The following is a 26,319-nucleotide window of genomic DNA, read 5'->3' as shown; positions in this document are numbered from 1 at the left end:
GCACCGGAGGGGACGCATGAGCGCGAAGGGCGCGAGCACGAAGGTCGTCGGGACCCGTACCGACGAGAACCGTACCGACGAGGTCCGCACCCGCACGACCGAGGAGATCGACGTCCTCGTCGAGCGGGCGCGCAAGGCCCTCGACCAGTACATGAGCCTCACCCAGGAGGACGTGGACCGGATCGTCCTCAAGGCGTCGGTCGCCGGGCTGGGCAAGCACGGGCACCTCGCGCAGATGGCCGTCGCGGAGACCGGGCGGGGCGTGTTCGAGGACAAGGCGACGAAGAACATCTTCGCGTGCGAGCACGTGCCGAACTCCATGGCGAACCTCAAGACCGTGGGCGTGGTCGGCCGGGACGAGCTCACCGGTGTCGTCGAGATCGCCGAGCCGGTCGGCGTGGTGTGCGCCGTGACCCCGGTGACCAACCCGACGTCGACCACGATCTTCAAGTCCCTCATCGCGCTCAAGACGCGCAACCCCGTCGTGTTCGCGTTCCACCCGAGCGCGCAGCGCTCGTCGGTCGAGGCGGCCCGTGTCGTGCGCGACGCCGCGGTCGCGGCAGGTGCGCCGGACGACTGCATCCAGTGGGTCGAGCACCCCTCCATCGACGCGACGAACACGCTCATGCACCACCCGGGCGTCTCGCTCATCCTCGCCACGGGCGGCAACGGCATGGTCCGCGCGGCCTACTCGGCCGGCAAGCCGGCGCTGGGCGTCGGCGCCGGGAACGTGCCCGCCTACGTCGAGAAGAGCGCCGACCTCGGCCGCGCGATCAACGACGTCGTCATGTCGAAGTCGTTCGACAACGGCATGGTCTGCGCGTCGGAGCAGGCTCTCATCCTCGACGACGCGATCTACGACGCGGCGATGCGCGAGCTCGACCGCCTGCACGCCTACCGCGCGACCCCCGCGGAGAAGGCGAAGCTGGAGCGCCTGATCTTCGGCGTCGAGGCGAGCGGCACGAACTGCGCCGGCGCGAAGCTCAACCCGAAGGTCGTCGGCCAGTCTCCCGCCTGGATCGCCCGCGAGGCCGGGTTCGAGGTCCCCGACGACACGTCGATCATCCTCGCGGAGATCGACGACGTCGGCCCCGGCGAGCCGCTGAGCCGCGAGAAGCTGACGCCCGTCCTCGCGGTGCTGCGCGCGCGCGACACCGAGCACGGCGTGACGCTCGCCGAGCGCATGGTCGAGCTCGACGGGCTCGGGCACTCGGCCGCGATCCACACGTCCGACGAGGCGCTCGTCGAGCGGTACGGCTCGCGCGTCAAGGCCGTCCGCGTCCTGTGGAACAGCCCGACGTCGCTCGGCGGCATCGGCGACATCTACAACGCGCTCCTGCCGTCGCTCACGCTCGGGTGCGGCAGCTACGGCGCGAACTCGGTGTCGAACAACGTCTCGGCCGTCAACCTCATCAACGTCAAGCGGATCGGGCGACGCAACAACAACATGCAGTGGTTCAAGGTCCCGGCGAAGACGTACTTCGAGCCGAACTCGCTGCAGTACCTCGCCCAGATGCGCGACGTGCACCGCGTCACGATCGTCACGGACAAGGTGATGAGCCGGATCGGCGTCGTCGACCGCGTGCTCGACGTGCTCGGGCGGCGCGAGGAGAAGGTCGCGATCCAGGTCGTCGACTCGGTCGAGCCGGAGCCGAGCGTCGGCACGGTGAACCGCGGCGCGGAGTCCATGCGCGACTTCGAGCCCGACACGATCGTCGCGATCGGCGGCGGCTCGCCCATGGACGCCGCGAAGGTCATGTGGCTGCGCTACGAGCACCCGGAGATCGAGTTCTCCGACATGCGCGAGAAGTTCTTCGACGTGCGCAAGCGCGCGTACAAGTTCCCCGAGCTGGGCGGCCGGGCCAAGCTCGTGTGCATCCCGACGTCGTCCGGCACCGGCGCGGAGGTGACGCCCTTCGCGGTCATCACCGACGAGGAGACCGGATTCAAGTACCCCCTCGCGGACTACGCGCTCACGCCCACGGTCGCGATCGTCGACCCGGTGCTCACCGAGACCATGCCGGCGACGCTCGCGGCGGACTCCGGCTTCGACGCGCTCACCCACGCGACCGAGGCGTTCGTGTCCGTCTACGCCAACGACTTCACCGACGGGCTGTGCCTCCAGGCGATCCGCATGGTCTTCGAGAGCATCGAGGACTCGGTCACGCTCGGGGCGTCCGCCCCCAAGGCCCGGGAGCGGATGCACAACGCCGCGACCATCGCGGGCATGGCGTTCGGCTCGGCGATGCTCGGCATCGTGCACGCCATGGCGCACACCGTCGGGTCGACGTTCCACCTCGTGCACGGGCGCACCAACGCGGTGCTCCTGCCGCACGTCATCCGCTACAACGGGCAGGTCCCGACCAAGCTCACGAGCTGGCCCAAGTACGAGCGCTACGTCGCCCCCGAGCGCTTCCAGCAGATCGCGCGGCACCTCGGCCTGCCGGCGAGCACCCCCGAGGAGGGTGTCGAGTCGTACGCGAAGGCCGTCGAGGAGCTCCGTGCGAAGGTCGGCATCGAGGCGACGTTCGCCGCGCAGGGCGTCGACGAGACGGCGTTCATGAGCCGCCTCGACGAGCTCGCGCTGCGCTCCTTCGAGGACCAGTGCGCCCCGGCGAACCCGCGGATGCCCGTCCTGGAGGACATGCGCGACATCCTCGCCGCCGCCTACCGCGGCAGCAGCCGCGAGGCCGTCCGGGCGGAGCGGGTCGCCGCCGGCTGACGGCGGCAGCAGGACCACCGGGCCCGACGGCGCGCGTCCCCTCGCGCCGTCGGGCCCGGTCGTGCGCCCGCATGCCCACGGTGCCTGCGCCGACGGCACGTGTCGGCGGTCCGCGGGATGATGTGCGGGTGACCGAGAGCACCGAGGCGACCGCCGACCCGACCGCCGACGCGACCGACGACCGGACCGTGGACCCGACCGGGCCGGGGCCGGACGCCCCCGGGGCCGGTTCCGCGGCCGCGCTCGACGAGGCGGCGGCGCGGCGTCGCTGGTCCGAGCTCGTCGCGCTCGTCGAGGAGGACCAGAGGGCCTACTACGAGGCGGACCAGCCGGTCTCGTCGGACGCCGCGTACGACGCGCGCATGCACGAGCTCCAGGCGCTGGAGGCGGCGCACCCTGCGCTCGTCACGCCCGAGTCCCCGACACAGCGCGTCGGCGGGCGTGCGGCGGCCGGGTTCGCGACCGTCGCGCACCTGGAGCGCATGCTGTCGCTCGACAACGTGTTCAGCACGGACGAGCTGCGCGCCTGGGACGCCCGGGTCGCGCGGGACCTCGGCGTGCCCGACGGCGACGTCGGGTACCTGTCCGAGGTGAAGATCGACGGCCTCGCGATCGCCCTGCTCTACGAGAACGGGCGGCTCGTGCGGGCCGCGACGCGCGGCGACGGCCGCGAGGGCGAGGACATCACGGCCAACGCCCTGCGCATCGCCGACGTCCCGCAGGTGCTGTCCGGCGACGGCCACCCCGACGTGGTCGAGGTCCGCGGAGAGGTGTTCATCCCGGTCGCGGCCTTCGAGCGGCTCAACGCGCTCCAGGGCGAGATGCGGGTCCGGGCCGTGGACGAGGCGCGCGGGCGCCGTACGTTCGACGAGGCCCGGGCCCAGGAGGCCGCGCTGCGCCGGTTCCCCCACTTCGCCAACCCCCGCAACGCCGCGGCGGGCGGCCTGCGCCAGCTGCTGGACAAGAAGTCGGGCCTCGACCTCGAGGTCGGGCTCGCACGCGTCGAGTCGCTGCGCCTCTACGCGCACGGCGTCGGCGCGCTGCAGTGGACGGCGGGCGAGCACACCGAGCTCGCCACCCAGTCCGACGCCTACGCGCTCTTCGCGCAGTGGGGGATCCCCGTCTCCCCGCACAACCGCGTCGTCGAGGGGATCGACGGCGTCCTCGCGATGATCGAGCACTTCGGCGAGCACCGGCACGACATCGAGCACGAGCTCGACGGCATCGTCGTCAAGGTCGACGCGCTCGCCGACCAGCGGCGGCTCGGCGCCACGAGCCGGGCCCCGCGCTGGGCCATCGCGTACAAGTACCCGCCGGAGGAGGTCAACACGCGCCTCCTCGCGATCCAGGTCGGCGTCGGGCGCACCGGCCGCGCCACCCCCTACGCCGTCATGGAGCCGGTGCTCGTCGCCGGGTCCACCGTCCGGCAGGCGACCCTGCACAACCAGGACGTCGTGCGGGCCAAGGGCGTGCGCATCGGCGACATGGTCGTGCTGCGCAAGGCCGGCGACGTCATCCCCGAGATCCTCGGGCCCGTCGACGCGCTCGCGGACGACGGGTACCCGCGCGAGGACTTCGTCATGCCCGCCGACTGCCCCGAGTGCGGCACGCCGCTGCGGCCCATGAAGGAGGCCGACGTCGACCTGCGCTGCCCCAACGCGCGCTCGTGCCCCGCGCAGGTGCGCGGGCGCGTCGAGCACATCGGCTCGCGCGGCGGTCTCGACGTCGAGGCGCTCGGCGAGGTCACCGCCGCGGCCCTCACCCAGCCGCTCGAGCCCGCCGAGCCGCCGCTCGTCACCGAGGCCGGCCTGTTCGACCTCACGGTGGACCTGCTCGCCCCGATCAAGGTCGTGGTCCGCGACCCCGAGACCGGTCTGCCCCGGCCGAGCGACGGCAAGGGCGAGTCGGCCGAGGTCACGATGTCCGACGGCTCGACGACGACGGCGAAGGTCGCGCGCCCCTTCCAGAAGCTCGTCGCGCGGACGTACCCGCCCGGCTACGAGGACGCGACGCCCGCCGAGCGTCGCGCCGCGGGCGTCAAGAAGGACTTCGCGGTCTACGGGCCGTCGACCACCGCGCAGACCCTCGTCGACGAGCTCGAGCGGGCGAGGACGAAGGACCTGTGGCGCATCCTCGTCTCGCTCAACATCCGTCACGTGGGCCCGGTCGCGGCCCGCGCGCTCGCGGACTGGTTCGGGTCACTCGACCGCATCCGCGCCGCCTCGCGCGAGGAGCTCGCCGCCGTCGAGGGCGTCGGCCCGGTGATCGCCGACGAGCTCATCGCCTGGTTCGAGGTCGACTGGCACGTCGAGATCGTCGAGCGCTGGGCCGCGGCCGGCGTGCGGTTCGCGACGCCCGGTCACCCCGGGCCGGAGGCGATGGCGGCGCAGGCGGCCGCCGGGCCCACGGGGCCGCTCGCGGGTCTGACGGTCGTCGTGACGGGTGGGCTCGAGGGTTTCAGCCGTGACGGTGCGAAGGAGGCGATCCTCGCCGCGGGCGGCAAGGCGTCAGGGTCGGTCTCGAAGCGCACCGACTACGTCGTCGTCGGGGAGAACGCCGGCTCGAAGGAGACCAAGGCGCGCGACCTCGGCCTGCCGATCCTCGACGAGGAGGGCTTCGTCGCGCTCCTGGCCGGCGGCCCCGACGCCGTCGCGCACCTCGTCGGCAGCGGGGAGGACGCCGGATCGTCCGACGCCGGCTCGCTCGACGGCGCCTGAGCGCTACGGGTGCCCCAGGCCCGCCGGCACGCGCTCGTCGAAGCTCACCGGACCACGGGCAGGGCGGGCCGCCGGGCGACGAGGTCGCGCAGCGTCGCCTTCTCGGCCGCGGTGACGGGCAGGGACGGGCCGCGCGGGGGAGCGGTCGGCACGCCCAGGGCGTTCGCGAGCGCGTGCAGGGCGCTGACGGGCCGCATCGCCGCCGTCGCGCGCGCGACCTCGAGCAGCCACCGCCGCGAGGCCTCTCCCTCGGGGGTCGGGGTGCCGTCGGCCCGCTCGCGCCGGACGGCGAGGTACTCGACGGGGGCGAGCGCCGCGATCCCGGTGTGCCACGCGTCGGCCGGCGGGGCGTCGTCGAGCAGGGGCACGTCGCCGCTGAGCCCGACGCTCACGCCGGGACCTGCGGCACGCAGCGCGTCGACACGGTCGTGGTCACGCGTGGGGAGGACCGCGGGGTCCTTCACCGCGACCACGGTGGTGTCGTGCACGAGCCGTGCGAAGACCTCGGGAGACAGGTCGTACCCGGTCTGGACAGGCTTGTTGTAGAAGCACACGGGCAGGTCGACGGCGTCCGCCACGGCGCCGAAGAGGGCCACGACCTCCGCGTCGACGAGCGGGACGTAGGAGAACGGAGCGAGGACCAGCCCGTCGGCTCCGGCGCGCTGGGCCGCGCGCGCCCGTGCCACGACCTCGCGCGTCGACGCGCCGCTCACCGCCGCGTGCACCGGGACCCGATCCGAGGCGCGGTCAGCGGAGTCCCGGGGGCCCGCCGAGGCAGCCGCCTCGACCGCGGCACGCACGACGGCGTCGCGCTCGGCGGCGTCGAACGTCACCCCGGCACCCGACGACGCGAGGACGGCGACGCCGTCGACCCCGGCGCGCGCGGCGTCGAGCACGAGGCGGGAGAGGACGCCCAGGTCGGGGGCGCCGTCGGGCCCGAGGGGCGTGACGGGGTACGCGAGGAGCCCGCGGAAGGGGAGCACCCGCGCGGTCAGCGCGCGGCCCAGAGCAGCCCGCGCTCGACGATCGTCCGCACGGCGGGGACCTCCAGGTCGGCAAGCTGGTGACCCATCGTGGAGACGAACACGCGCCCCGCGCCCCACTGCCGTGTCCACACCGCCGGGCAGACCACGGGCTCGCGCCACGGGTCGCCGTCGTGCGGGTGGATCGTCGTCGTCGCGAGGACGTCGTTGTAGGAGTCCGCGAGCACCCAGTACTGCTCGGAGCGCAGGGCGATCGGGCCCACCCCGGCGACGATCTCGTGGTCCGCCCGCTCCGGCACCACGTCGACCGTGTGGTCCACGAGGTCGTGCGCGTGGGCGGCGAACTGTCCGCCGACCATCTGCAGGTAGTCCGTGGCGAGCCGGAACGAGTCGACGATGCCGCCGTGCCACCCCGCGAAGCCGGTGCCGTTCGTGACGGCGGTGCGCAGTCCCCGCATCTCGTCGGGCAGGATCTCGCCCATCGTCCAGCACTGGACGACGAGGTCGAGGTCGCTCATGAAGTCCGTGTCGGCGTACACCTCGAGGGTGTTCTCGAGCGTGACGTCGAAGCCGGACGACTCCAGGAACGGGACGAAGAGCTCCGCCGCCTCCTCCGGTGCATGTCCGGGCCATCCGCCCCGGACGACGAGCGCGCGCCGGTCCCGCTCGGTCATGAGTCCTCCTCGTGCCTCGTCACACAGGTCCCTCGTGCCCGCCGCGCCGCGGCCGGGCGCGTCGGCGCGCCCATCAGCTGACGAGCGCGTCGATCGCTGCGGGAGAGAGTACGTGATCGACCGCCATGGCGCTGGCACCGAGCACGCCCGCCTGACCGCGCGCCTGCGAGGTGACGATCCGCAGGTGCTGGGTCGCGAGCGGGAGGGAGCGCTGGTAGACGATCTCGCGGATACCCGCGATGAGGTGCTCCCCGGCCTCGGCGACGATGCCGCCGATGACGATGAGCGACGGGTTGAGCAGACTGACGCACGCGGCGAGGACCGAGCCGATGTCGCGGCCGGCCTGGCGCACCGACTGGCTCGCCGTGAGGTCGCCGGACCGGACGAGGGTGACGACGTCGGCGCTGGTCCGGGCGTCGAGGCCCGCCGTGGCGAGCGCGGTGGCGACCGCCTGCCCGCTCGCGACGGCCTCGAGGCAGCCGACGTTCCCGCAGCGGCACGGCACGTCCGCGGCGCTCGGCACGACGACGTGCCCGATGTCGCCCGCGGCGCCCTGGGCGCCGCGGCGCAGCTCGCCGTCGGCGATGATGCCGGAGCCGATGCCGGTCGCCACCTTGACGAAGAGCATGTCGGTGACGGTCGGCCACGCGGTCCGGTGCTCGCCGAGCGCCATGATGTTGACGTCGTTGTCGACGAGGACCGCGGCGTCGAAGTGCTTGGCGAGGATCCCGGGGACGTCGACGTCGTCCCACGCGGGCATGATCGGCGGGTTGATCGGCCGACCCGTGGAGTGCTCGACGGGCCCGGGGAGGCCCACGCCGACGCTCACGAGGTCGTCGATGCTCCGGCCGGTCGTCGCGACGAGCTTCTCGCCCGTCTCGGCCACCCAGGAGAGCACGACGTCGGGCCCGTCGGCGATGGCGAGCGCGGCGTCGGTCTCGGCGAGGACGTTCGAGGCGAGGTCGGTGACCGCGAGGCGCGCGTGGGTGGCGCCGAGGTCCACGGCGAGGACGATGCGGGCGCCGGGGTTGAAGGCGAAGGTGACGGGCGGCCGACCGCCGGTGGAGCTCGCCTCACCGGCGGGGGCGATGAGCCCGGCGGTCATGAGGAGGTCGATCCGTGCCGCGATGGTGGAACGTGCCTGGCCGGTGATCGACGCCAGGTCCGCGCGCGTGCGAGGCTGACCGTCCCGGAGCAGCTGGAACATGTCCCCGGCACCGGTCGGGCGTGGCGCGAACTTGAGCAGTTCCTCCATGGGCACAGTGAATCACGGAGCCTCTCGTCGGTCGCCCGCTGGTCACGGACGATTCATCGGCTTTTGCTTGACGATCGCCAAAAGGTACCCTACCGTCGCCTTCCAAGGCGACACCGAGGTCGCCGAAAGTTCCGGAGGTCCGTTCCTCCCGTCCCGGGCTCGCCTCTCGGCCCGCACCCCGCCCCCTGTCCTCCGTGACCTGGAACCACGCGACCCGTCCGGTGACACCGCGGTCATGGTCCGACGTCGGTCGGGTGCGCACCGACGCGTGCCGGAGCGTGACGGTAGCAGACCCTCCCGGGCGGTGGATCCGCGCGCCAGCGCCACTTTTGTCGGTTACAGAGTGGTAACGGGCTCAAAAGAGGGCGGACTTATGATTGACGGCCGTCAGAAGGTTCGCTAGGTTCGCCGACATGGTCACCGCAGACCCACCCCAGCCGTTCCTGCAGATGCAGGGCATCGTCAAGGTCTTCCCCGGAGCGCGGGCGCTCGACGGGGTCGACCTCGAGATCCTCCCCGGAGAGGTCCACTGCCTCCTCGGGCAGAACGGCGCCGGCAAGTCCACGCTCATCAAGGTGCTCGCCGGCGCCCACCAGCCGACCGAGGGCACGATCCTCCTCGACGGCGAGCCCATCAGCATCTCCGACCCCGTCGCCGCGCTGCGGCACGGCGTCGCGACGATGTACCAGGAGCTCGACGTCGTGGACGGTCTCACCGTGGCGGAGAACGTCTACCTCGGCCACGAGCTCGCGACCCTCGGCTTCTCCCAGCGCCGCGAGGCCGTCAAGCGCACGCGCGACATCCTCGAGCGTCTCGGGCACTCCGAGATCTCCCCGACCCGGGAGGTCGGCGAGCTGTCGGCCGCGGGCAAGCAGATCGTGTCGATGGCGCGCGCGCTCTCCCACGACGCCCGGGTCATCGTCATGGACGAGCCGTCCGCGGTGCTCGACTCCGAGGAGGTGGGCAACCTCTTCCGCGTCGTCAAGGAGCTCTCGTCGTCCGGTGTCGCGGTCGTCTACATCTCGCACCGTCTCGAGGAGATCCGCGAGATCGGCGACCGGATCACGGTCCTCAAGGACGGGCGCACCGTCGCGCAGAACCTCTCCGTCGCCGACACGCCGACCTCGCAGCTCATCACCCTCATGACCGGCCGGTCCGTCGAGTTCGTCTTCCCCGACGCCCCGGACCTGCCCGACGACGCCCCGGTCGTCCTCGACGTGCAGGACCTGTCGTTGCGCGGCACGTTCGCCGACGTGAGCATGCAGGTGCGGGCCGGGGAGATCGTCGGCCTCGCGGGGCTCGTCGGCGCAGGCCGCTCCGAGATCCTCGAGACGGTCTACGGCGCACGGCGCGCCACCGGCGGGCGCGTCACCGTCGACGGCCGCCGGCTGCGCGCCGGGTCGGTCGCCGCCGCCGTGGACGCCGGGATCGGGCTCGCTCCCGAGGAGCGCAAGAGCCAGGGCCTCCTGCTCGACGAGCCGGTCTACCGCAACGTCACGCTGTCGACCTTCGCCCGGTTCGCCAAGGCCGGGTTCCTCGACGAGCGTGCCGAGCGCAAGGCGGCGAAGGAGCAGGCCGAGTCCCTCGAGCTGCGTCCCACCGGCGTCGACCGGGCGATCCGCACGCTCTCGGGCGGGAACCAGCAGAAGGCGATGCTCGCCCGCTGGCTCGTGCACGGCTGCCGCGTCCTGCTCCTCGACGAGCCCACGCGCGGTGTCGACGTCGGCGCCCGCGCAGAGATCTACGCCCTGATCCGCCGCCTTGCCGACGAGGGCGCCGCCGTCGTCGTCGTCTCCAGCGAGATCCCCGAAGTCCTGGGTCTGGCCGACCGTGTCCTCGTCATCTCCGAGGGACGCGTCGTGCACCAGGGACCCGCCGCATCGATCGACGAGCACCAGGTGCTCGACATGGTCATGGAAGGAAGTGTCGCGTGAGCGAGCAGAAGGTGTCGGCGTCGACGCCGACCGCGGACGAGTCAGGCCGCGCCGAGAAGCAGGACGCCGGCTCGGCGAGCCGCGGCCGCAACCTCCTGTCGGGAGGGGCCGGCCGCAACCTGGGCCTCGTCGCGGCACTCCTGGCGCTCGTCGTCGTCGGGTACGCGACCGCCGGGTCGAGGTTCGCGAGCCTCGACAATTTCATGGTCATCCTGTCGCTCGCCTCCGTCATCGGCGTCGTCAGCATCGGCATGACGTTCGTCATCACGGCGGGCGGGATCGACCTGTCGGTGGGCTCCGTCCTCGGTCTCGCGTCGGTCTGGGCGACGACGCTCGCGACGCAGACCCTCGCCGACCAGTACGGCTGGATCATCATGGTCGCGTGCGCGCTCGCCGTGGGTCTCGGCGCGGGCTTCGTCAACGGCGTGCTCGTCGCCTACGGACGGGTCGTGGCGTTCATCGCCACGCTCGCGATGCTCGTCGCGGCGCGCGGGCTCGCCGAGCTCATCGCCAACCGGCAGACGCAGATCGTCGAGAACGACTCGTTCCGGGACACGTTCCGCGGCGACCTGCTCGGCATGCCGAAGATCGTCTGGATCTTCATCGTCGTCGCGGTGGCGGGGTGGTTCCTCCTCAACCGCACGACGTTCGGCCGCCGGACGGTCGCCGTCGGCGGGAACCCGGAGGCGGCGCGCCTCGCGGGTATCAAGGTCAAGCGGCACGTGATGTACCTCTACGCGCTCTCCGGTCTCACGGCCGGGATCGCGGGCGCGATGATGCTCGCCCGTACCACGGCCGGGTCGTCGACGAACGGCCTGCTCTACGAGCTCGACGCCATCGCGGCGGTCGTCGTCGGCGGCACGCTCCTCGCGGGCGGTCGCGGCACGATCGTCGGCACCGTCCTCGGCGTGCTCATCTTCGCGACGCTCACCAACCTGTTCATCCAGAACAACCTCGACAGCTCGGTCCAGCAGATCGCCAAGGGCGCGATCATCATCGTCGCCGTGCTGCTCCAGCAGCGCTTCACCCGGTCGTCGTCCAGCGGCTGACGGGCGTCGTCCCCACGAACCCCGCATCACCACCACCCACACCAGGACATCGTCGAAGGAGATCTCATGTCCGTCCGCACCACCATGCGCCGCCGTCTCGCGGTCGCGGCCGTCACGGCCACCTCGCTCGCCCTCATCGCGACGGCGTGCACGTCGAACACCGCGCCCGAGGAGGAGTCCGAGGGCGACGGCGGCGGTGGCGGCAACACCGCCGTCTCCGACAACGACGCGCCGGGCGACGAGGTCGTCATCGGCTTCTCGGCCCCCGCCGCCGACCACGGCTGGATGGGCGCCATCACGTCGGCCGCGCAGGCCGAGGCCGAGAACTACGAGGACGTCGAGCTCCGCGTCGCGGAGGGCACGAACGACGTCAACGTCCAGATCAGCCAGATCCAGGGCTTCATCAACGACGAGGTCGACGCGATCGTCCTGCTGCCGTTCGACGGCGCCGCCCTCACCGAGATCGCCACGGAGGCCATGGAGGCCGGCATCCCGGTCATCAACGTCGACCGCGAGTTCTCCAGCCCGTTCGCCGCCCGCTCGACCGTCCTGGGCGACAACTACGGCATGGGCGTGAGCGCCGGCACGTACATCTGCGAGCAGCTCGGCGACCAGTCCGACGCCGTGATCGCCGAGATCCAGGGCATCGCGTCGCTGCCGCTCACGCAGGACCGCAGCCAGGGCTTCGCCGACGCGCTCTCCGACTGCGGCCTCGAGGTCTCGACGCAGGTCCAGGCCGACTTCACCGTCCAGGGCGGCGAGACGGCGACGTCGAACCTCCTGCAGGCCGAGCCGGAGATCGACGCCATCTGGAACCACGACGACGACCAGGGCGTCGGCGTCCTCGCGGCGATCGAGAACGCGGGCCGTGACGAGTTCTTCATGGTCGGCGGCGCGGGCTCGCGCCAGGTCATGGAGCACATCCAGTCGGGTGACTCGGTCCTCCAGGCCACGGTCATCTACCCGTCGACGCAGGCCGCGGACGGCATCAAGCTCGCCCGTCTCGTCGCGCACGACAAGAACATGAGCGACCTGGCGTCGTCGGGCGTCCCGCGCACCGTCCAGCTCTACGCGCCCGTCGTGACGGCGGACAACGTCGAGCAGTACCTGCCCACCGCGTTCGACTCCTGACCGACGGCGTCACCGGAGTCGTCAGCAGGGAGCACGCGGACCGCGCCCACGGTCCGCCCGGGCAGCAGCCCGGCGGGCCGTGGGCGCGCGCAGGGAAGGAACGTCATGGCAGCACACAACGGCACCGCGCTCGGTGTTGGAATGGTCGGGTACTCGTTCATGGGGGCAGCGCACTCGCAGGCCTGGCGGACCGCCCCCCGCTTCTTCGACCTGCCGCTCGACCCGCGCATGCGGGTGCTCGGCGGACGCAACCCCGAGGCGGTCGCCGCGGCGGCCCAGCGTCTGGGGTGGGAGTCCACGGAGACGAGCTGGCAGGCACTCGTCGCCCGGGACGACGTCGACCTCGTCGACGTCTGCACCCCGGGGGACACGCACGCCGAGATCGCGATCGCCGCGCTCGAGGCGGGCAAGCACGTCCTGTGCGAGAAGCCGCTCGCGAACACGGTGGCGGAGGCCGAGAAGATGGTCGCCGCCGCGGAGGCGGCGGCAGCCCGCGGCCAGGTCGCGATGGTCGGCTTCACGTACCGCCGGGTCCCCGCGATCCAGCTCGCCCGCCAGCTCGTCGCGGACGGCCGGATCGGGACGGTCCGGCACGTGCGCGCGCAGTACCTGCAGGACTGGATCGCGGACGAGGACGCGCCCCTGTCGTGGCGCCTCGACAAGGCGAAGGCCGGCAGCGGTGCGCTCGGCGACATCGGGGCGCACGTCATCGACCTCGCCCAGTTCATCACGGGGGAGCGCATCACGGGCGTCACGGGGATGCTCGAGACGTTCGTCACCGAGCGTCCGATCGCGACGGAGTTCGCGGGCCTGTCCGGGCAGGGCGGGACCGAGAAGGGCCCGGTCACGGTGGACGACGCCGCGGTGTTCCTCGCGCGGCTGTCCGGCGGCGGGATCGGGACGTTCGAGGCGACCCGGTTCGCGTACGGGCGCAAGAACGCGATCCGTCTCGAGGTCAACGGCTCGAAGGGGTCGTTCGCGTTCGACTTCGAGGACATGAACGTCCTGCACTTCTTCGACGCGGCCGACGAGCCGGCGACGGCGGGCTTCCGCCGCATCGTCGTCACGGAGCCGCAGCACGCGTACGTCGGGCACTGGTGGCCGGCCGGTCACGGGCTCGGGTACGAGCACGCGTTCACGCACCAGGTCGTCGACCTGGTGGAGGGCATCGCGGCCGGTACCGCACCGTCGCCGACGTTCGCCGACGGTCTCGCGGTCCAGCGCGTCCTCGACGCGGTCGAGCGCAGCGCGGAGTCCGGGAGCTGGGTCGAACCCTGACCGGACGTGCCGCGTGCGACCGGCGCCCGCCCGACGACCGTGCGGGCGCCGGTCCTCGCGAACGAGAGAGAGGAGGTCCGTGGCGGCCCGCGAGGCGGGCCGGGTGCCGCGGCGGGAGCACCGACACGATCCCGCCGGAACGGTCCGGGGACGGCCGACGGCCGAGGACGCCGACCCTGGCGGAGCGCAGCACAGTTCGCATCTCGATGAGGAGACCTTGTGAGAAACGTGCTAGGAGGATCGCGCGCCCGACGGCGCACGGTCGCGGCGGTCGCCGCGGCCGCGGTCGCTCTGCCCCTGACCCTGGCGACGGCGACGTCCGCGTCCGCCGCGCCCGCCCCCACGACCCCGGTCGCCGCAGCCGCGGACACCGCCCCCTTCGACCTGCTCGTGTTCAGCAAGACCGCCGGGTTCCGGCACGGCTCGATCCCGGCGGGCATCGCCGCGATCCAGCAGCTCGGCGTCGACAACGGGTTCACCGTGACCGCCACGGAGGACGCGGACGACTTCACCGACGAGAACCTCGCGCAGTACGAGGCCGTCCTGTGGTTGTCGACCACGGGCGACGTGCTCGACGAGGACCAGCAGGCCGCGTTCGAGCGCTACATCCAGAACGGCGGCGGCTACGCGGGCGTCCACGCGGCGTCCGACACGGAGTACGACTGGCCGTGGTACGGCGAGCTCGTCGGTGCCTACTTCGCGAGCCACCCCCAGAACCAGGACGCGACCATCAAGGTCGAGGACCACGCCCACGAGTCGACGGCGCACCTGCCGGCGCGCTGGGACCGCTACGACGAGTGGTACAACTTCCGCGAGAACCCCCGCGACACGGTCCACGTGCTCGCGAGCCTCGACGAGACGACCTACACCGCCGGGACGAACGCCATGGGCGCGGACCACCCGATCGCGTGGTGCCACGTCCACGACGGCGGTCGGTCCTGGTACACCGGCGGCGGGCACACGAACGAGTCGTTCGCGGAGCCGGAGTTCCTCCAGCACCTCCTGGGCGGCATCCAGACCGCCGCGGGCGTCGTCGACTCCGACTGCAGCGCGACGCAGTCCGACAGCTTCGAGATGGTGCCGCTCGACGAGAACACGGCCAACCCGATGATGCTGGACGTCGCCCCCGACGGGACGGTGCTGTACGTCGAGCGTGACGGGCGCGTTCGCGTGATCGACCCCGAGACGAACCAGACGACGACGGCCGCGACGCTGTCGGTGACCCAGGCCAACGAGGACGGTCTGACCGGCATCGTGCTCGACCCGGACTTCGCGGAGAACGGCTGGGTCTACCTCTTCTGGTCGCCGCAGGACGTCGGGACCGACGGGCCGCACAACCGCGTCTCCCGTTTCGACTACGACGCCGAGGCGAAGACGCTCTCGCTCGCGTCGGAGGAGAAGGTCCTGGTCATCCCGACGCAGCGCCAGACCTGCTGCCACGCGGGCGGCGACATGCAGTTCGACGCCGACGGGAACCTCTACGTCGTCACCGGCGACAACACCAACCCGTTCGAGTCGGGCGGCTTCACCCCCATCGACGAGCGTGCGGGGCGGCAGAACTACGACGCGCAGCGCACCTCGGCGAACACGAACGACCTGCGCGGCAAGGTCCTGCGCATCCACCCCGAGGACGACGGCACGTACACGATCCCCGACGGCAACATGTTTGAGCCGGGGACCGCGCAGACGAAGCCCGAGGTCTACGCGATGGGCTTCCGCAACCCGTTCCGGATCGGGGTGGACCCCGCTACCGGCAACGTGCTCGTCGGTGACTACGGCCCCGACGCCGGCAGCGCGAGCGCGACGCGCGGCCCCGCCGGGACCGTCGAGTGGAACGTCGTGAGCGAGCCGGGCTTCTACGGCTGGCCGTACTGCACGGGCGCGAACAACGACTACGTCGACTACAACTTCGCGACCGGCCAGTCGGGGGCCTCGTTCGACTGCGCCGCGGGCGTCGTCAACGACTCGCCCAACAACACCGGCCTGCAGGACCTCCCGCCGGCCGTCGAGGCCGAGGTCTGGTACGGCTACCAGACCAACCCGCTGTTCCCCGAGATCGGCGGCGGCGGGGCGCCCATGGGCGGCCCGGTCTACGAGTACGACGCCGAGCTCGACTCGGACGTCAAGTGGCCCGAGTACTGGGACGGCAAGGCGCTGTTCGGCGAGTGGAACCAGGGCAGGGTCTACTCGTTCCAGCTCACGGGCGAGCAGCGGGACGACCTCGTCGACATCAACCGGGTGCTGCCGCAGGTGCTCGACCCGAGCGCGGGCTTCGACCGGCCGATGGACATGGACTTCGGTCCCGACGGCGCGCTGTACGTCATCGACTGGGGTTCCGGCTTCGGCGGGAACAACGACTCCAGCGGCGTGTACAAGGTCAACTACGTCGAGGGCGACCTCGCCCCGATCGCCCGCGCGAGCGCGGACGTGACGAGCGGTGCCGCGCCGCTGACGGTGCAGTTCTCCTCGGAGGGCACCCGTCACCCGGCGGGCGAGCCGTTCACGCTGCAGTGGACCTTCGGTGACGGCTCCGAGCCGTCCACCGAGGCGAACCCGGTCCACACGTACACGGCGAACGGCAGCTACACGGCCCAGCTGACCGTCACGGACGAGAACGGTGCGACCGGGGTCGCGAACGTCTCCGTCGTCGTCGGCAACGAGGCACCGACGGTCTCCATCACGTTCCCGGAGAACGGCGGCTTCTTCGAGTGGGGCGACCAGGTGAAGTACGAGATCGCCGTGGACGACCCGGACGGGGAGGTCACGTGCGAGAACGTCACGATGTTCACCTCGCTGGGCCACGACTCGCACGCCCACCCCATGGAGGAGCTCACGGGCTGCGAGGGCACGATGCAGACCGCGCGCGACGAGGGCCACGGCATCGAGTCGAACATCTTCTGGGTGGTCGAGGCGACGTACACCGACGACGGCGGCGCGGTCGGCGTCCCGCTGACGGCGAACGACCTGCAGATCCTGCAGCCGAAGCTGCTCCAGTCGGAGTTCTTCACGTCGACCGGGCGTCTCGAGGGCTCGACGAGCGGGGGAGACCCGGGCGTCCAGACCCAGGAGACGGGCGACTCGGCAGGTGGCGGCCTCAACATCGGGTACATCGAGCCCGGTGACTGGTGGGCGCACGAGCCGATCTCGCTCGCGAACGTCGACTCGATCGAGCTGCGCGTCGCCTCGGCGAGCGCGGGCGCGACGATCTCGCTCCGGTGGGACGACCCCGAGGGACCGGAGATCGGCAGCGTCCAGTTCCCGGCCACCGGTGACTGGCAGGTCTACACCGACGTCACGGCCGAGCTGACGAACGTGCCGGAGGGTACGGGGACGCTCTACCTCGTCCAGACGGCGGGCGGGTCGAACGTCAACTGGATGGTCGTCAACGGTCGGGGCGTGACGGACAACGTCCGCCCGTCGATCGACACGTTCGACGTCGTCCCGACGTCGGGCACGGCCCCGCTCACGGTCACGGCGAACGTCGCCGCGACCGACCCGGAGGACGACGCGATCACCTTCGCGTGGGACGACGGTCTCGGCGGCGGCTTCGTCGACGGCGGCGACACGTTCGAGGTCACGTACGACGAGCCGGGTACCTACCGGCTCCAGGTGCGGGCCACGGACGCGCGCGGCGCGTACTCGGTGGAGTACACGACGGTGACGGTCGACGAGCCGGACACCGGCCCGGGGCTGTGCTTCGCCGGGCGGTCGGACGACTTCCTCGGCGACGAGCTCGACGAGGACCGGTGGACGGTGCTCAACCGCGACCAGAACCTCGCGGTCGAGGACGGTCACCTCGTCGTCCCGACGACGGCGACCGACTTCTACGGCACCAACAACACGACGGTGCCGAACCTCGTGCTCCAGGACCTCCCGGACGGGCCTTTCACGGCCACGGCCAAGCTCACGCTGCCGGCACGCCAGCAGTACCAGCAGGCGGGTCTGCTCATCTGGGAGGACCAGGACAACTACGCGAAGATGGTGATCCAGGGACGCTCGGCCGCGGCCGACCCGGCGACGCGCATCTTCCAGTTCATCCGTGAGGAGAACGCCGCACCGAACGAGGTCGGCGACTCGAACACGGCGGCGCTCGGCGCGGACTACCCGGACACGGTCTACGTGCGGTTCGTCAGCAACGGGCAGAACCTCCAGGCGGCATACTCGGCCGACGGCACCGACTTCACGACGATGCCGCAGACCAAGTCGATCGCCGACCTGGAGAACGCGCAGATCGGGCTCGTGTCGCTCAAGGGGAACGGCACAGCGTCGCCGATCCTCGACGCGCAGTTCGACTGGTTCCACATCACGCCCGACGACACGGCGCCGGCCCCCGGGCCCGACGACGAGTTCGACGGCGACGCGCTCGACACGTGCCGGTGGTCGGTCGTCAACGAGGACCCGGACGGGTACCGCGTGACGGACGGCTCCCTGCAGATCGACACGACCCCGACGGACATCTACGGGACGGACAACCGCCCGGTGCCGAACATCGTGCTGCAGGACCAGCCGGGCGACGAGTGGACCGTCGAGACCGTGGTCGACGGGTCGGCGTTCGACCGCCAGTACCAGCAGGGCGGCCTGATCGTCTACGGAGGCGACGACGACTACGTCAAGCTCGACTTCGTCGTCGACAACCAGGCCGGCCAGGCCGTGGTGCGGCGGATCGAGCTGCGCAGCGAGGTCGGCGGGGTCGTGCAGAACCCGCAGCCGCAGATCGGGAACCTGACCGAGGACGTCTGGCACCTTCGCCTGACGCGCTCGGGTGACACGTTCACCGGTGCCTACAGCGCGGACGGGGAGACCTGGACGACGTTCGACCAGGCCGTGACCAACGCGCCCGCCGCGGACGCCCCGGTCGGTCTGTTCGCCCTGGGCGCGTCGGCCGACACGGGTGCGCCCGCGTCGTTCGACTACTTCCGGGTGGTCGACGACGAGCCCGAGCCGCCGGCGGTGACCGTGACGGCCCAGACGCGGTGCATGGGCGGCAAGGTGTTCGTCGCGGTCCGTGCGCTGAACGACGACGAGGTGCCGCTCGCGGTGACCCTCGAGACCCCGTACGGGTCGAAGTCGTTCGCGGACGTCGCCCCGGGCGCGTCGGCGTACCAGGCGTTCGCGTCCCGCGCGGCCGCCGTCGACGCCGGTTCGGTGACGGTCACGGCCTCCGACGCCGAGGGGAGGGAGTTCACCGAGACGGTGGAGTACGCCGCTCAGAGCTGCTCCTGACAGGTTCCGGTGGGTCGGCGCGCGAGCGCCGGCCCACCGGGCACCCCGCTCGTCGGGCGGGCGCACAGGGGTTCGGGCGGTCCATCGGCCGGAACGCCTGAACCCTGCCCGCACGACGAGCACGACGGGGACCGCGAGCGGTCTCCGGCCCCGGCGCCCGGGCACCGGGCGCTCCGGCCCGGCGCCGGGGCACCTCGGGACCCGGTGGTCCCGACCCGCACGACCGCACAGCACGACCACAGAGCGCGACCAGCACGACCGACCCGCACGACCGACACGACTGAGGTGGAGCCCTGATGTCTCCTCGTTCTGACCGCCCCGAGCCCCGCCGGACCACGCTCCCGGCCGTGCGCGCGGTCCGCGCCGTCCTGGCGTCCGCGCTCGGCGCGGTCCTGTGCCTCGTGGGTCTGGTGGCTCCGGCGTCCGCGCACGGGGGCGACATCGTCATCTCGGTCGGCACGGACGGCGCCGGCGGCATCTCCGCGTACCTCTCCTACAAGAATGACGGTCACCCCGTCGAGGCCGCGGCGACCGTCGCGGTCACGGCCGAGTCCGACGCCGGCGAGACCGTCGGGCCGCTCGACCTGCGGTCCGCGTCCGAGGGCGTGGGCTGGTACGTCTCGGACGCCGGCGTGCTGCCCGAGGGGCACTGGGTGCTCACCGCGACGATGACGGAGCCGGAGGAGGTCACCGCGTCCGCGGAGGTCGATGTCGTCGCCGCCGCACCGGGGGAGGGGGACACCGGCACCGACGACCAGGCCGGCGACACCGCCGAGGGCGAGGACGCGTCGTCGGGCCCGGGCGCGCTGTGGTGGGTCGCCGTCGTCGTGGCCGTGCTCGCCCTTGGCGCCCTGGGGCTGTGGCTGGCGCGCCGCCGGTCGGCGACCGCCGCCCCCGTCCCCGCGTCCGGCAAGGGCCGGACGCGCTCCTGACCCGCGCACCCGCACCGGACTTCCCGCATCCGTACCGACCCGACCGAGATCCACGAAGGAGCACGACCATGGCACGACCGATCACCCTCTTCACCGGGCAGTGGGCCGACCTGCCGTTCGAGGAGGTGGCCCGGCTGGCGTCCGGGTGGGGATACGACGGGCTGGAGATCGCCTGCTGGGGCGACCACCTCGACCCGTGGCGCTGGGACGACGACGAGTACGTCCAGGGCAAGCTGGACCTGCTCGCCAAGTACGACCTCGAGGTCTACGCGATCTCGAACCACCTCAAGGGCCAGGCGGTCTGCGACGACCCGATCGACCAGCGGCACCGCGACATCCTGCCGGACGTGGTGTGGGGCGACGGCGACCCCGAGGGGGTGCGCCAGCGCGCGGCGGAGGAGATGAAGCACACGGCGCGGCTCGCGGCGAAGCTCGGCGTGAAGACGGTCGTGGGCTTCACGGGGTCCGCGATCTGGAAGTACGTCGCGATGTTCCCGCCGGTCTCGCAGGAGGCGATCGACGCCGGCTACCAGGACTTCGCCGACCGCTGGAACCCGATCCTCGACGTGTTCGACGAGGTGGGCGTGCGGTTCGCGCACGAGGTGCACCCGAGCGAGATCGCGTACGACTACTGGACGACGGTGCGCACCCTCGAGGCGATCGGGCACCGCGAGGCGTTCGGCCTCAACTGGGACCCGAGCCACATGGTGTGGCAGGACCTCGACCCGGTGAGCTTCCTGTGGGACTTCAAGGACCGCATCTATCACGTGGACTGCAAGGACACGAAGAAGCGGATGCACAACGGCCGCAACGGCCGCATGGGGTCGCACCTGGCGTGGGCGGACCCGCGACGCGGCTGGGACTTCATCTCCACCGGTCACGGTGACGTGCCGTGGGAGGACGCCTTCCGCATGCTCAACACGATCGGCTACGAGGGGCCCATCTCTGTCGAGTGGGAGGACGCCGGCATGGACCGCCTCGTGGGCGCCCCGGAGGCCCTGGAGTTCGTCAAGAAGTACGCGTTCGACGCCCCGGACGCCGCGTTCGACGCGGCGTTCTCGACGAAGTAGCGCGGAGCTCGCACGACCAGTCCGATGCGCCACCGCCCCCGGCCGTCCACGGCCGGGGGCGGTGGCGTGTTCGTTTCTGATTTGTTTTGCGGATGGTTTATCTAACTGAGACACCGAGTTCTCGGCTTTTGCTTGACCCGCGACAGAAGTCCCCCTAGGTTCTCTGCCATGCGAGCCGACGACGTCGCGCAGGACCTGCGTGCCCCGGTGCTGGAGCCGGGAGCCAAGGTCGCGGGAGCGACCATCACAGACACCGAGGCACCGACCGCCGACCCGGCGGCCGACACCCTCACCACCACGCCGACACCGGCACCCGCGGGCCTGCCCGCCGCGGGCTACCGCGCCGGCATCATCGGCGTCGGCTTCATGGGAGGCGTGCACGCCCGGGCCGTCCGCACCGGCGGCGGGACCGTCGAGCTCGTCGCCGCGGCCGACGTCGACCTGGCCCGCGAGGCCGTCGGCCCCCTCGGAGCGCGCGCCGCCGCGGCGAGCGTCGAGGAGCTCCTCGACTCGCCCGACGTCGACGTCGTCCACGTCTGCACCCCCAACCACCTGCACGTGCCCCTCGCACGGGCCGCGCTGGCCGCCGGCAAGCACGTCGTGTGCGAGAAGCCCCTCGCGACGGACGTCGCGGGCGCCGAGGAGCTCGCGGGGCTCGCCGCCGCGGCCCGCGAGGCCGACGGGCGGGTCGCCGTCGTGCCCTTCGCCTACCGGTTCCACGCGATGGTCCGCGAGGCGCGCGAGCGCGTGCGCAGCGGGCGGATCGGCAGCGTCACGCTCGCCCACGGCTCGTACCTGCAGGACTGGCTCCTGCGCGACACCGACGACAACTGGCGCGTCGACCCCGCGCTCGGCGGCGCGAGCCGCGCGTTCGGCGACATCGGCTCGCACTTCTGCGACCTGCTCGAGTTCACCACGGGCCACCGCATCGTGCGCCTCGTCGCCCAGTCGGCCACCGTCAACCCGAACCGCCGCGCGGCGGACGGCTCGGCGCACACCGTCACCACCGAGGACGTCGTCACGCTCCAGTACGCGACCGACGGCGGGGCGCTCGGCAGCGCCGTCGTCTCCCAGGTCTCGGCCGGCCGCAAGAACCGCCTCCACCTGGAGATCTCCGGCACCTCCTCGACGCTCGCGTTCGACCAGGAGCAGCCCGAGACGCTCTGGGAGGGCCGCCGGGAGGGGTCGCTGCTCCACGTGCGCGACCCCGAGACCCTGTCCACGGCCGCCGCGCGCTACTCACGCGTGCCGGCCGGTCACCCCCAGGGGTACCAGGACTGCTTCGACGCCCTCGTCGCCGACACCGCCGCCGCCGTGCGCGGCGAGCTGCCCGACGGTCTGCCCACGTTCGCCGACGGCCTGCGTGCCGCGCGGCTCGCGGACGCCGTCGCGACGTCGGTGCGCACCGGCGCCTGGGTCGAGGTGCCCGCATGACCGCGACGACGACGCGCGAGCCCGGCCCGTCCGCGCCCGGCGACCCCGGCTCCCAGCCGCTCCTGCGCCTGCGCGGCATCGGCAAGGAGTTCTTCGGCAACTCCGTCCTGCGCGGCATCGACCTCGACGTGCGCGCGGGTGAGGTGCACGCGCTCGTCGGCGAGAACGGCGCCGGCAAGTCGACCCTCATGAAGATCATCGCGGGCGTCCACCGCCCGGACGGCGGGACCATGGAGCTCGACGGCGCTCCCGCGAGCTTCCCGACGCCGCTCGCCGCGCAGCACGCCGGCGTCTCGACCGTCTTCCAGGAGTTCAACCTCCTGCCCGAGCGGTCCGTCGCCGAGAACGTCTACCTCGGCCGCGAGCCGCGGCGCGCCGGGCTCGTCGACCGTCGCCGGATGCTCGACGACACCACCGCGCTCCTCGAGGACCTCGGTCTCGGGAGCATCACGGCGTGGATGCGCGTCGGGTCGCTGTCGGTCGCGCAGCAGCAGATCGTCGAGATCGTCAAGGCCGTGTCCTACGACGCGCGCATCATCTCGATGGACGAGCCCACGGCCGCGCTGGCCGACCAGGAGGTCGAGCTCCTCTACGAGCTCGTCCACCGGCTCAAGGAGCGCGGCGTCGCGATCCTCTACGTCTCGCACCGGCTCAAGGAGATCTTCGACCTCTGCGACACGATCACGGTCCTCAAGGACGGCAACCACGTCCTGACCACCCCGACCGCGGACATCGACCCGGACGGTCTCGTGCGCACGATGGTCGGGCGCGAGTTCTCGGGGTACTTCCCCGACAAGGACCCGGCGATCGTGCCCGGCGACGTGCGCCTCTCCCTCGAGGGCGTCGGCAACGCCCAGGTCGACGACGTCACCATCGAGGTGCGCGCCGGCGAGATCGTCGCCCTCGCGGGCCTCCAAGGGTCCGGCCGCACCGAGATCGCCCACGGGATCTTCGGCATCGCGGGCTTCACGCGCGGGCGGGTCCTCGTCGAGGGGCGGCAGGTCGACGTGCGCTCGCCGCGCCAGGCGGTCCGCGCCGGCCTCGCGCTCGTCACCGAGGACCGCAAGGCCGAGGGCCTCGCGCTCGGGCAGTCGATCCTCGCCAACGCGCGGCTCGTGCTCGACGCGGTGCTGCCCGGCTCGTCCGACCGGCGGGCCCGCCGCATCCCCGGCATCCTCTCGTCGCTCGAGCTCGTCGCGGCGTCGCAGGAGACCGAGGTCCAGTTCCTCTCGGGCGGCAACCAGCAGAAGGTCGTCCTCGCCAAGTGGCTCGTCACCGACCCCAAGGTCATCGTGCTCGACGAGCCGACGCGCGGGATCGACGTCGGCGCCAAGCGCGCCGTGTACGACCTCATGCGCGACCTCACCCGCGAGGGCGTGGCCGTGCTGTTCATCTCGTCCGAGCTGCCCGAGGTCATCGCGATGGCCGACCGCATCCTCGTGATGCGCGACGGCCGGCTCGCGGGCGAGCTGCCCACCGGCAGCGACGAGGAGACCGTCATGGCGCTCGCCACGGGTGCCGGCGAGGAGTCCGCCGAGCACGTCCACGTCGACCTCGCGGCGCTCGCCGAGCACTCCGAGCACGCCGACCACCCGACCACACCGTCCCGCTCCCACGGCCCGAAGGAGGACCGATGAGCACCGCGGTCGCCACCGCCGCCCCGACCGCGCGCCGCGCGTCCACGCGCCGCCGCCGGCTGGGGTCGACGGAGATCGTCTACCTCGCCCTCGTCGGCATCCTCGTCATCGCCGGCGTGCTGGTCGCGATGGGCGGGGGGAACCTGTTCTCCACCGCCAACACCGCGTACATGCTCACCCAGACGAGCCTGCTCGGCTTCGTCGCGATCGGGCAGACGTTCGTCATCCTGTGCCGCTCGCTCGACCTGTCGGTCGGGTACGTCGTGGCGCTGTGCTCGATCATGGGCGCCACGACGATGGCGGGCGACCCGTCGCGCGTGTGGCTCGGCGTGCTCGTCGCGCTGGTCGTGGCCGCGGGCGTCGGTCTCGTCAACGGGCTCGTCGTGACGAAGCTGCGGGTCAACCCCTTCATCGCGACGCTCGGTGTCGGCCTCATCATCAAGGGCTACCTCGACACGCAGTTCAAGGGCCCGGCGGGCGACGTGCCGGCCTCGTTCCAGATGTTCGGGTACACCCGGGTCGGTCCCGTGCCGGTCTCGACGATCGTCATGCTCGCCGTCGCGGCGGCGGGCGTCGTGCTCCTGGCGCGCACGCGGACCGGGTACCACATGTTCGCGGTCGGCGGGAACGTCGACGTCGCCCGCCTCTCGGGCATCCGCAGCGACCGCACCCTCCTCGTCGCGCACGTGCTGTGCTCGGTGTGCGCGGGTGTCGCCGGCCTCCTCATCGCGGCGCGCTTCGGCACCGGGAACGCCCTCGTCTACTCCTACGGGCTCGACCTCGACTCGATCGCGGCCGTCGTGCTCGGCGGGACGCTGCTGCTCGGCGGGCGCGGGTCCGTCGTCGGGACCGTCGGCGGCGTGCTCATCCTCGCGGTGCTCGACACGGTGTTCAACGTCCTCGACGTCGACCCGTTCTTCAAGGACGTCCTGCGCGGCACCATCATCATCGCCGCCGTCGCCCTCTACGCCCGGCGGCAGATCGACCCGGCGAGCAGCCGAGCCCGGTTCCGGTCCACCGGGAAGGGCGCGCCACCACCGGGACCGCCGGCATCCTCGGCACCGACACCGTCCGCACCGTCCGCACCGGCCGCCGCGCCGACGAGCACCGCCGGAGGTGCGTCCGCATGACCACCGACACCGCACGCCGGACCATCCCGGCCAAGGCTCCGCGGGCCGGGTTCCTCGAGCGCCTCACCGCGGGCGGGAGCTGGACGGTCTTCGCCCTGCTCGTCCTCGTCTTCGTGGGCATCCTCGTGATGAACCCGTCGTTCGGCGAGCCGATGTCCCTCATGGCGTTCGTCAAGAAGGCCGCCCCGCTGGTCATCCTCGCGATCGGCCAGTACTTCGTCATCGTCTCCGGCGAGTTCGACCTCTCGGTCGGGTCGCTCGTGGGCGCACAGGTCGTCATCGCGGCCAAGCTCATGGACGGCGAGGACTCGATGACCTGGCCCGTCATGGCGCTCATGGTCCTGTTCGGGCTCGCCGTCGGTCTCGTCAACGGGCTCGTGACGACGATCCTCAAGGTGCCGTCGTTCATCGCGACGCTCGGCATGATGCTGGTGCTGTACGGCGCGATCCGGCTGTGGACCGGCGGCGCCCCCACCGGTGCGCTGACGGAGGGCTTCCGGCAGTGGGGCCGCGGCGGGATCCCGGGGGAGACCGGCCAGTTCCAGGTCCCGTTCGCCCTGATGATCGTCGTGACGCTCGGCGTGCTCGCCGTGCTGCTCATGCGCCGGCCGTTCGGTCGGACGCTCGTCGCGACGGGGGACAACGACGTCGCGGCCGCCTACGCGGGGTCGCCCGTGTGGTGGGTGCGCACGCGCGCCTTCCTCCTGTCGGGCTTCATGGCGACCGTGGCCGCGATCCTCATCGGCGGCTACGCGGGCGTCACGGCCCAGGTCGGCCAGGGCCTGGAGTTCATGGCGATCACCGCGGTCGTGCTCGGCGGCGTCGTGCTCGGTGGCGGGCGCGGGAGCGTCGTCGCCGCGATGGCCGGCGCGCTGACCCTGGAGGCGCTGTTCACGCTCTTCAACCAGCTCGGTCTCCCCTCGACCATCCGCCCGGCGGTCCAGGGCGTGATCATCATCGCGGCGGTCGCCTACGCGGCTCTCCCGCGCCGCACGCGCCGACGCCGTGCGTCCGACGCCCCGCCTGCGGCGGGCCCGACCCCCGCACCGAAGGAGCCCGCCCCCGCCAACGCCTGACACCCCGGCGCCGCACGGCGGCCCGGTCACCCAGCCCTGCCCTGCCCGGGCAGCACCACCCCCTTCCCCCGCTG

Annotated in this window: 16 protein-coding genes; 13 read left to right on the top strand and 3 right to left on the bottom strand. The window is 72.2% G+C overall.

Features of this window, described 5'->3' with window-relative positions:
• Window positions 1–16 precede the first annotated feature (16 nt).
• Entirely contained in the window at window positions 17–2,722 is a 2,706-nt protein-coding gene (adhE, locus tag LGQ04_RS15800) for a bifunctional acetaldehyde-CoA/alcohol dehydrogenase (RefSeq protein ID WP_229244926.1), read from the top strand.
• A gap of 188 nt (window positions 2,723–2,910) precedes the next feature.
• Complete coding sequence (gene ligA, locus LGQ04_RS15795; protein ID WP_229244995.1) at window positions 2,911–5,439, top strand: NAD-dependent DNA ligase LigA; 2,529 nt, start codon at window positions 2,911–2,913, stop codon at window positions 5,437–5,439.
• Window positions 5,440–5,483: 44 nt separating this feature from the next.
• Here the strand turns inward: ligA and LGQ04_RS15790 are convergent, their stop codons facing one another.
• From LGQ04_RS15790 to LGQ04_RS15780, 3 genes are all read right to left on the bottom strand, one after another.
• Complete coding sequence (locus tag LGQ04_RS15790) at window positions 5,484–6,422, bottom strand: dihydrodipicolinate synthase family protein (RefSeq protein ID WP_229244925.1); 939 nt, start codon at window positions 6,420–6,422, stop codon at window positions 5,484–5,486.
• Window positions 6,423–6,430: 8 nt separating this feature from the next.
• The gene (locus tag LGQ04_RS15785) at window positions 6,431–7,096 is read right to left on the bottom strand and encodes a ThuA domain-containing protein (RefSeq protein ID WP_229244924.1); all 666 of its coding nucleotides are present in this window, start codon (window positions 7,094–7,096) and stop codon (window positions 6,431–6,433) included.
• 73 nt (window positions 7,097–7,169) lie between these two features.
• Window positions 7,170–8,351 carry an ROK family transcriptional regulator gene (locus LGQ04_RS15780; RefSeq protein ID WP_229244923.1) on the bottom strand — a complete coding sequence of 394 codons (1,182 nt, stop codon included), beginning with the start codon at window positions 8,349–8,351 and terminating at the stop codon, window positions 7,170–7,172.
• Between the two features lie 413 nt (window positions 8,352–8,764).
• Between LGQ04_RS15780 and LGQ04_RS15775 the strand changes: the two genes are divergently transcribed.
• From LGQ04_RS15775 to LGQ04_RS15725, 11 genes are all read left to right on the top strand, one after another.
• Complete coding sequence (locus LGQ04_RS15775) at window positions 8,765–10,285, top strand: sugar ABC transporter ATP-binding protein (RefSeq protein ID WP_229244922.1); 1,521 nt, start codon at window positions 8,765–8,767, stop codon at window positions 10,283–10,285.
• The gene (locus LGQ04_RS15770) at window positions 10,282–11,334 is read left to right on the top strand and encodes an ABC transporter permease (RefSeq protein ID WP_229244921.1); all 1,053 of its coding nucleotides are present in this window, start codon (window positions 10,282–10,284) and stop codon (window positions 11,332–11,334) included. The genes LGQ04_RS15775 and LGQ04_RS15770 overlap by 4 nt, the downstream gene beginning before the upstream one ends.
• Before the next feature lie 66 nt (window positions 11,335–11,400).
• Window positions 11,401–12,465: a substrate-binding domain-containing protein gene (locus LGQ04_RS15765; protein WP_229244920.1), complete on the top strand. Its 1,065-nt coding sequence runs from the start codon at window positions 11,401–11,403 to the stop codon at window positions 12,463–12,465.
• A 105-nt stretch (window positions 12,466–12,570) separates the two neighbouring features.
• Window positions 12,571–13,743 (top strand): Gfo/Idh/MocA family protein, encoded by a 1,173-nt coding sequence (locus LGQ04_RS15760; RefSeq protein ID WP_229244919.1) that lies wholly within the window; start codon window positions 12,571–12,573, stop codon window positions 13,741–13,743.
• 219 nt (window positions 13,744–13,962) lie between these two features.
• Complete coding sequence (locus LGQ04_RS15755) at window positions 13,963–18,966, top strand: ThuA domain-containing protein (RefSeq protein ID WP_229244918.1); 5,004 nt, start codon at window positions 13,963–13,965, stop codon at window positions 18,964–18,966.
• A 296-nt stretch (window positions 18,967–19,262) separates the two neighbouring features.
• Window positions 19,263–19,898, top strand: a complete 636-nt coding sequence (locus LGQ04_RS15750) for a hypothetical protein (protein ID WP_229244917.1) — start codon at window positions 19,263–19,265, stop codon at window positions 19,896–19,898.
• Window positions 19,899–19,966: 68 nt separating this feature from the next.
• Window positions 19,967–20,968, top strand: a complete 1,002-nt coding sequence (locus tag LGQ04_RS15745; protein WP_061268734.1) for a sugar phosphate isomerase/epimerase family protein — start codon at window positions 19,967–19,969, stop codon at window positions 20,966–20,968.
• Window positions 20,969–21,136: 168 nt separating this feature from the next.
• The gene (locus tag LGQ04_RS15740; protein WP_229244916.1) at window positions 21,137–22,402 is read left to right on the top strand and encodes a Gfo/Idh/MocA family protein; all 1,266 of its coding nucleotides are present in this window, start codon (window positions 21,137–21,139) and stop codon (window positions 22,400–22,402) included.
• Complete coding sequence (locus tag LGQ04_RS15735) at window positions 22,399–24,039, top strand: sugar ABC transporter ATP-binding protein (RefSeq protein ID WP_229244915.1); 1,641 nt, start codon at window positions 22,399–22,401, stop codon at window positions 24,037–24,039. Before LGQ04_RS15740 ends, LGQ04_RS15735 begins: the two co-directional genes overlap by 4 nt.
• Window positions 24,036–25,169: an ABC transporter permease gene (locus LGQ04_RS15730; RefSeq protein WP_229244914.1), complete on the top strand. Its 1,134-nt coding sequence runs from the start codon at window positions 24,036–24,038 to the stop codon at window positions 25,167–25,169. Before LGQ04_RS15735 ends, LGQ04_RS15730 begins: the two co-directional genes overlap by 4 nt.
• Window positions 25,166–26,245, top strand: a complete 1,080-nt coding sequence (locus LGQ04_RS15725) for an ABC transporter permease (RefSeq protein ID WP_229244913.1) — start codon at window positions 25,166–25,168, stop codon at window positions 26,243–26,245. The genes LGQ04_RS15730 and LGQ04_RS15725 overlap by 4 nt, the downstream gene beginning before the upstream one ends.
• Window positions 26,246–26,319: the final 74 nt, after the last annotated feature.

The sequence above is a fragment of the Cellulosimicrobium marinum genome (assembly GCF_020551945.1).
Taxonomy (GTDB): domain Bacteria; phylum Actinomycetota; class Actinomycetes; order Actinomycetales; family Cellulomonadaceae; genus Cellulosimicrobium; species Cellulosimicrobium marinum.
The sequence above is the reverse complement of the archived record's forward strand: the minus strand, read 5'-3'. Positions and strand labels throughout refer to the sequence as shown.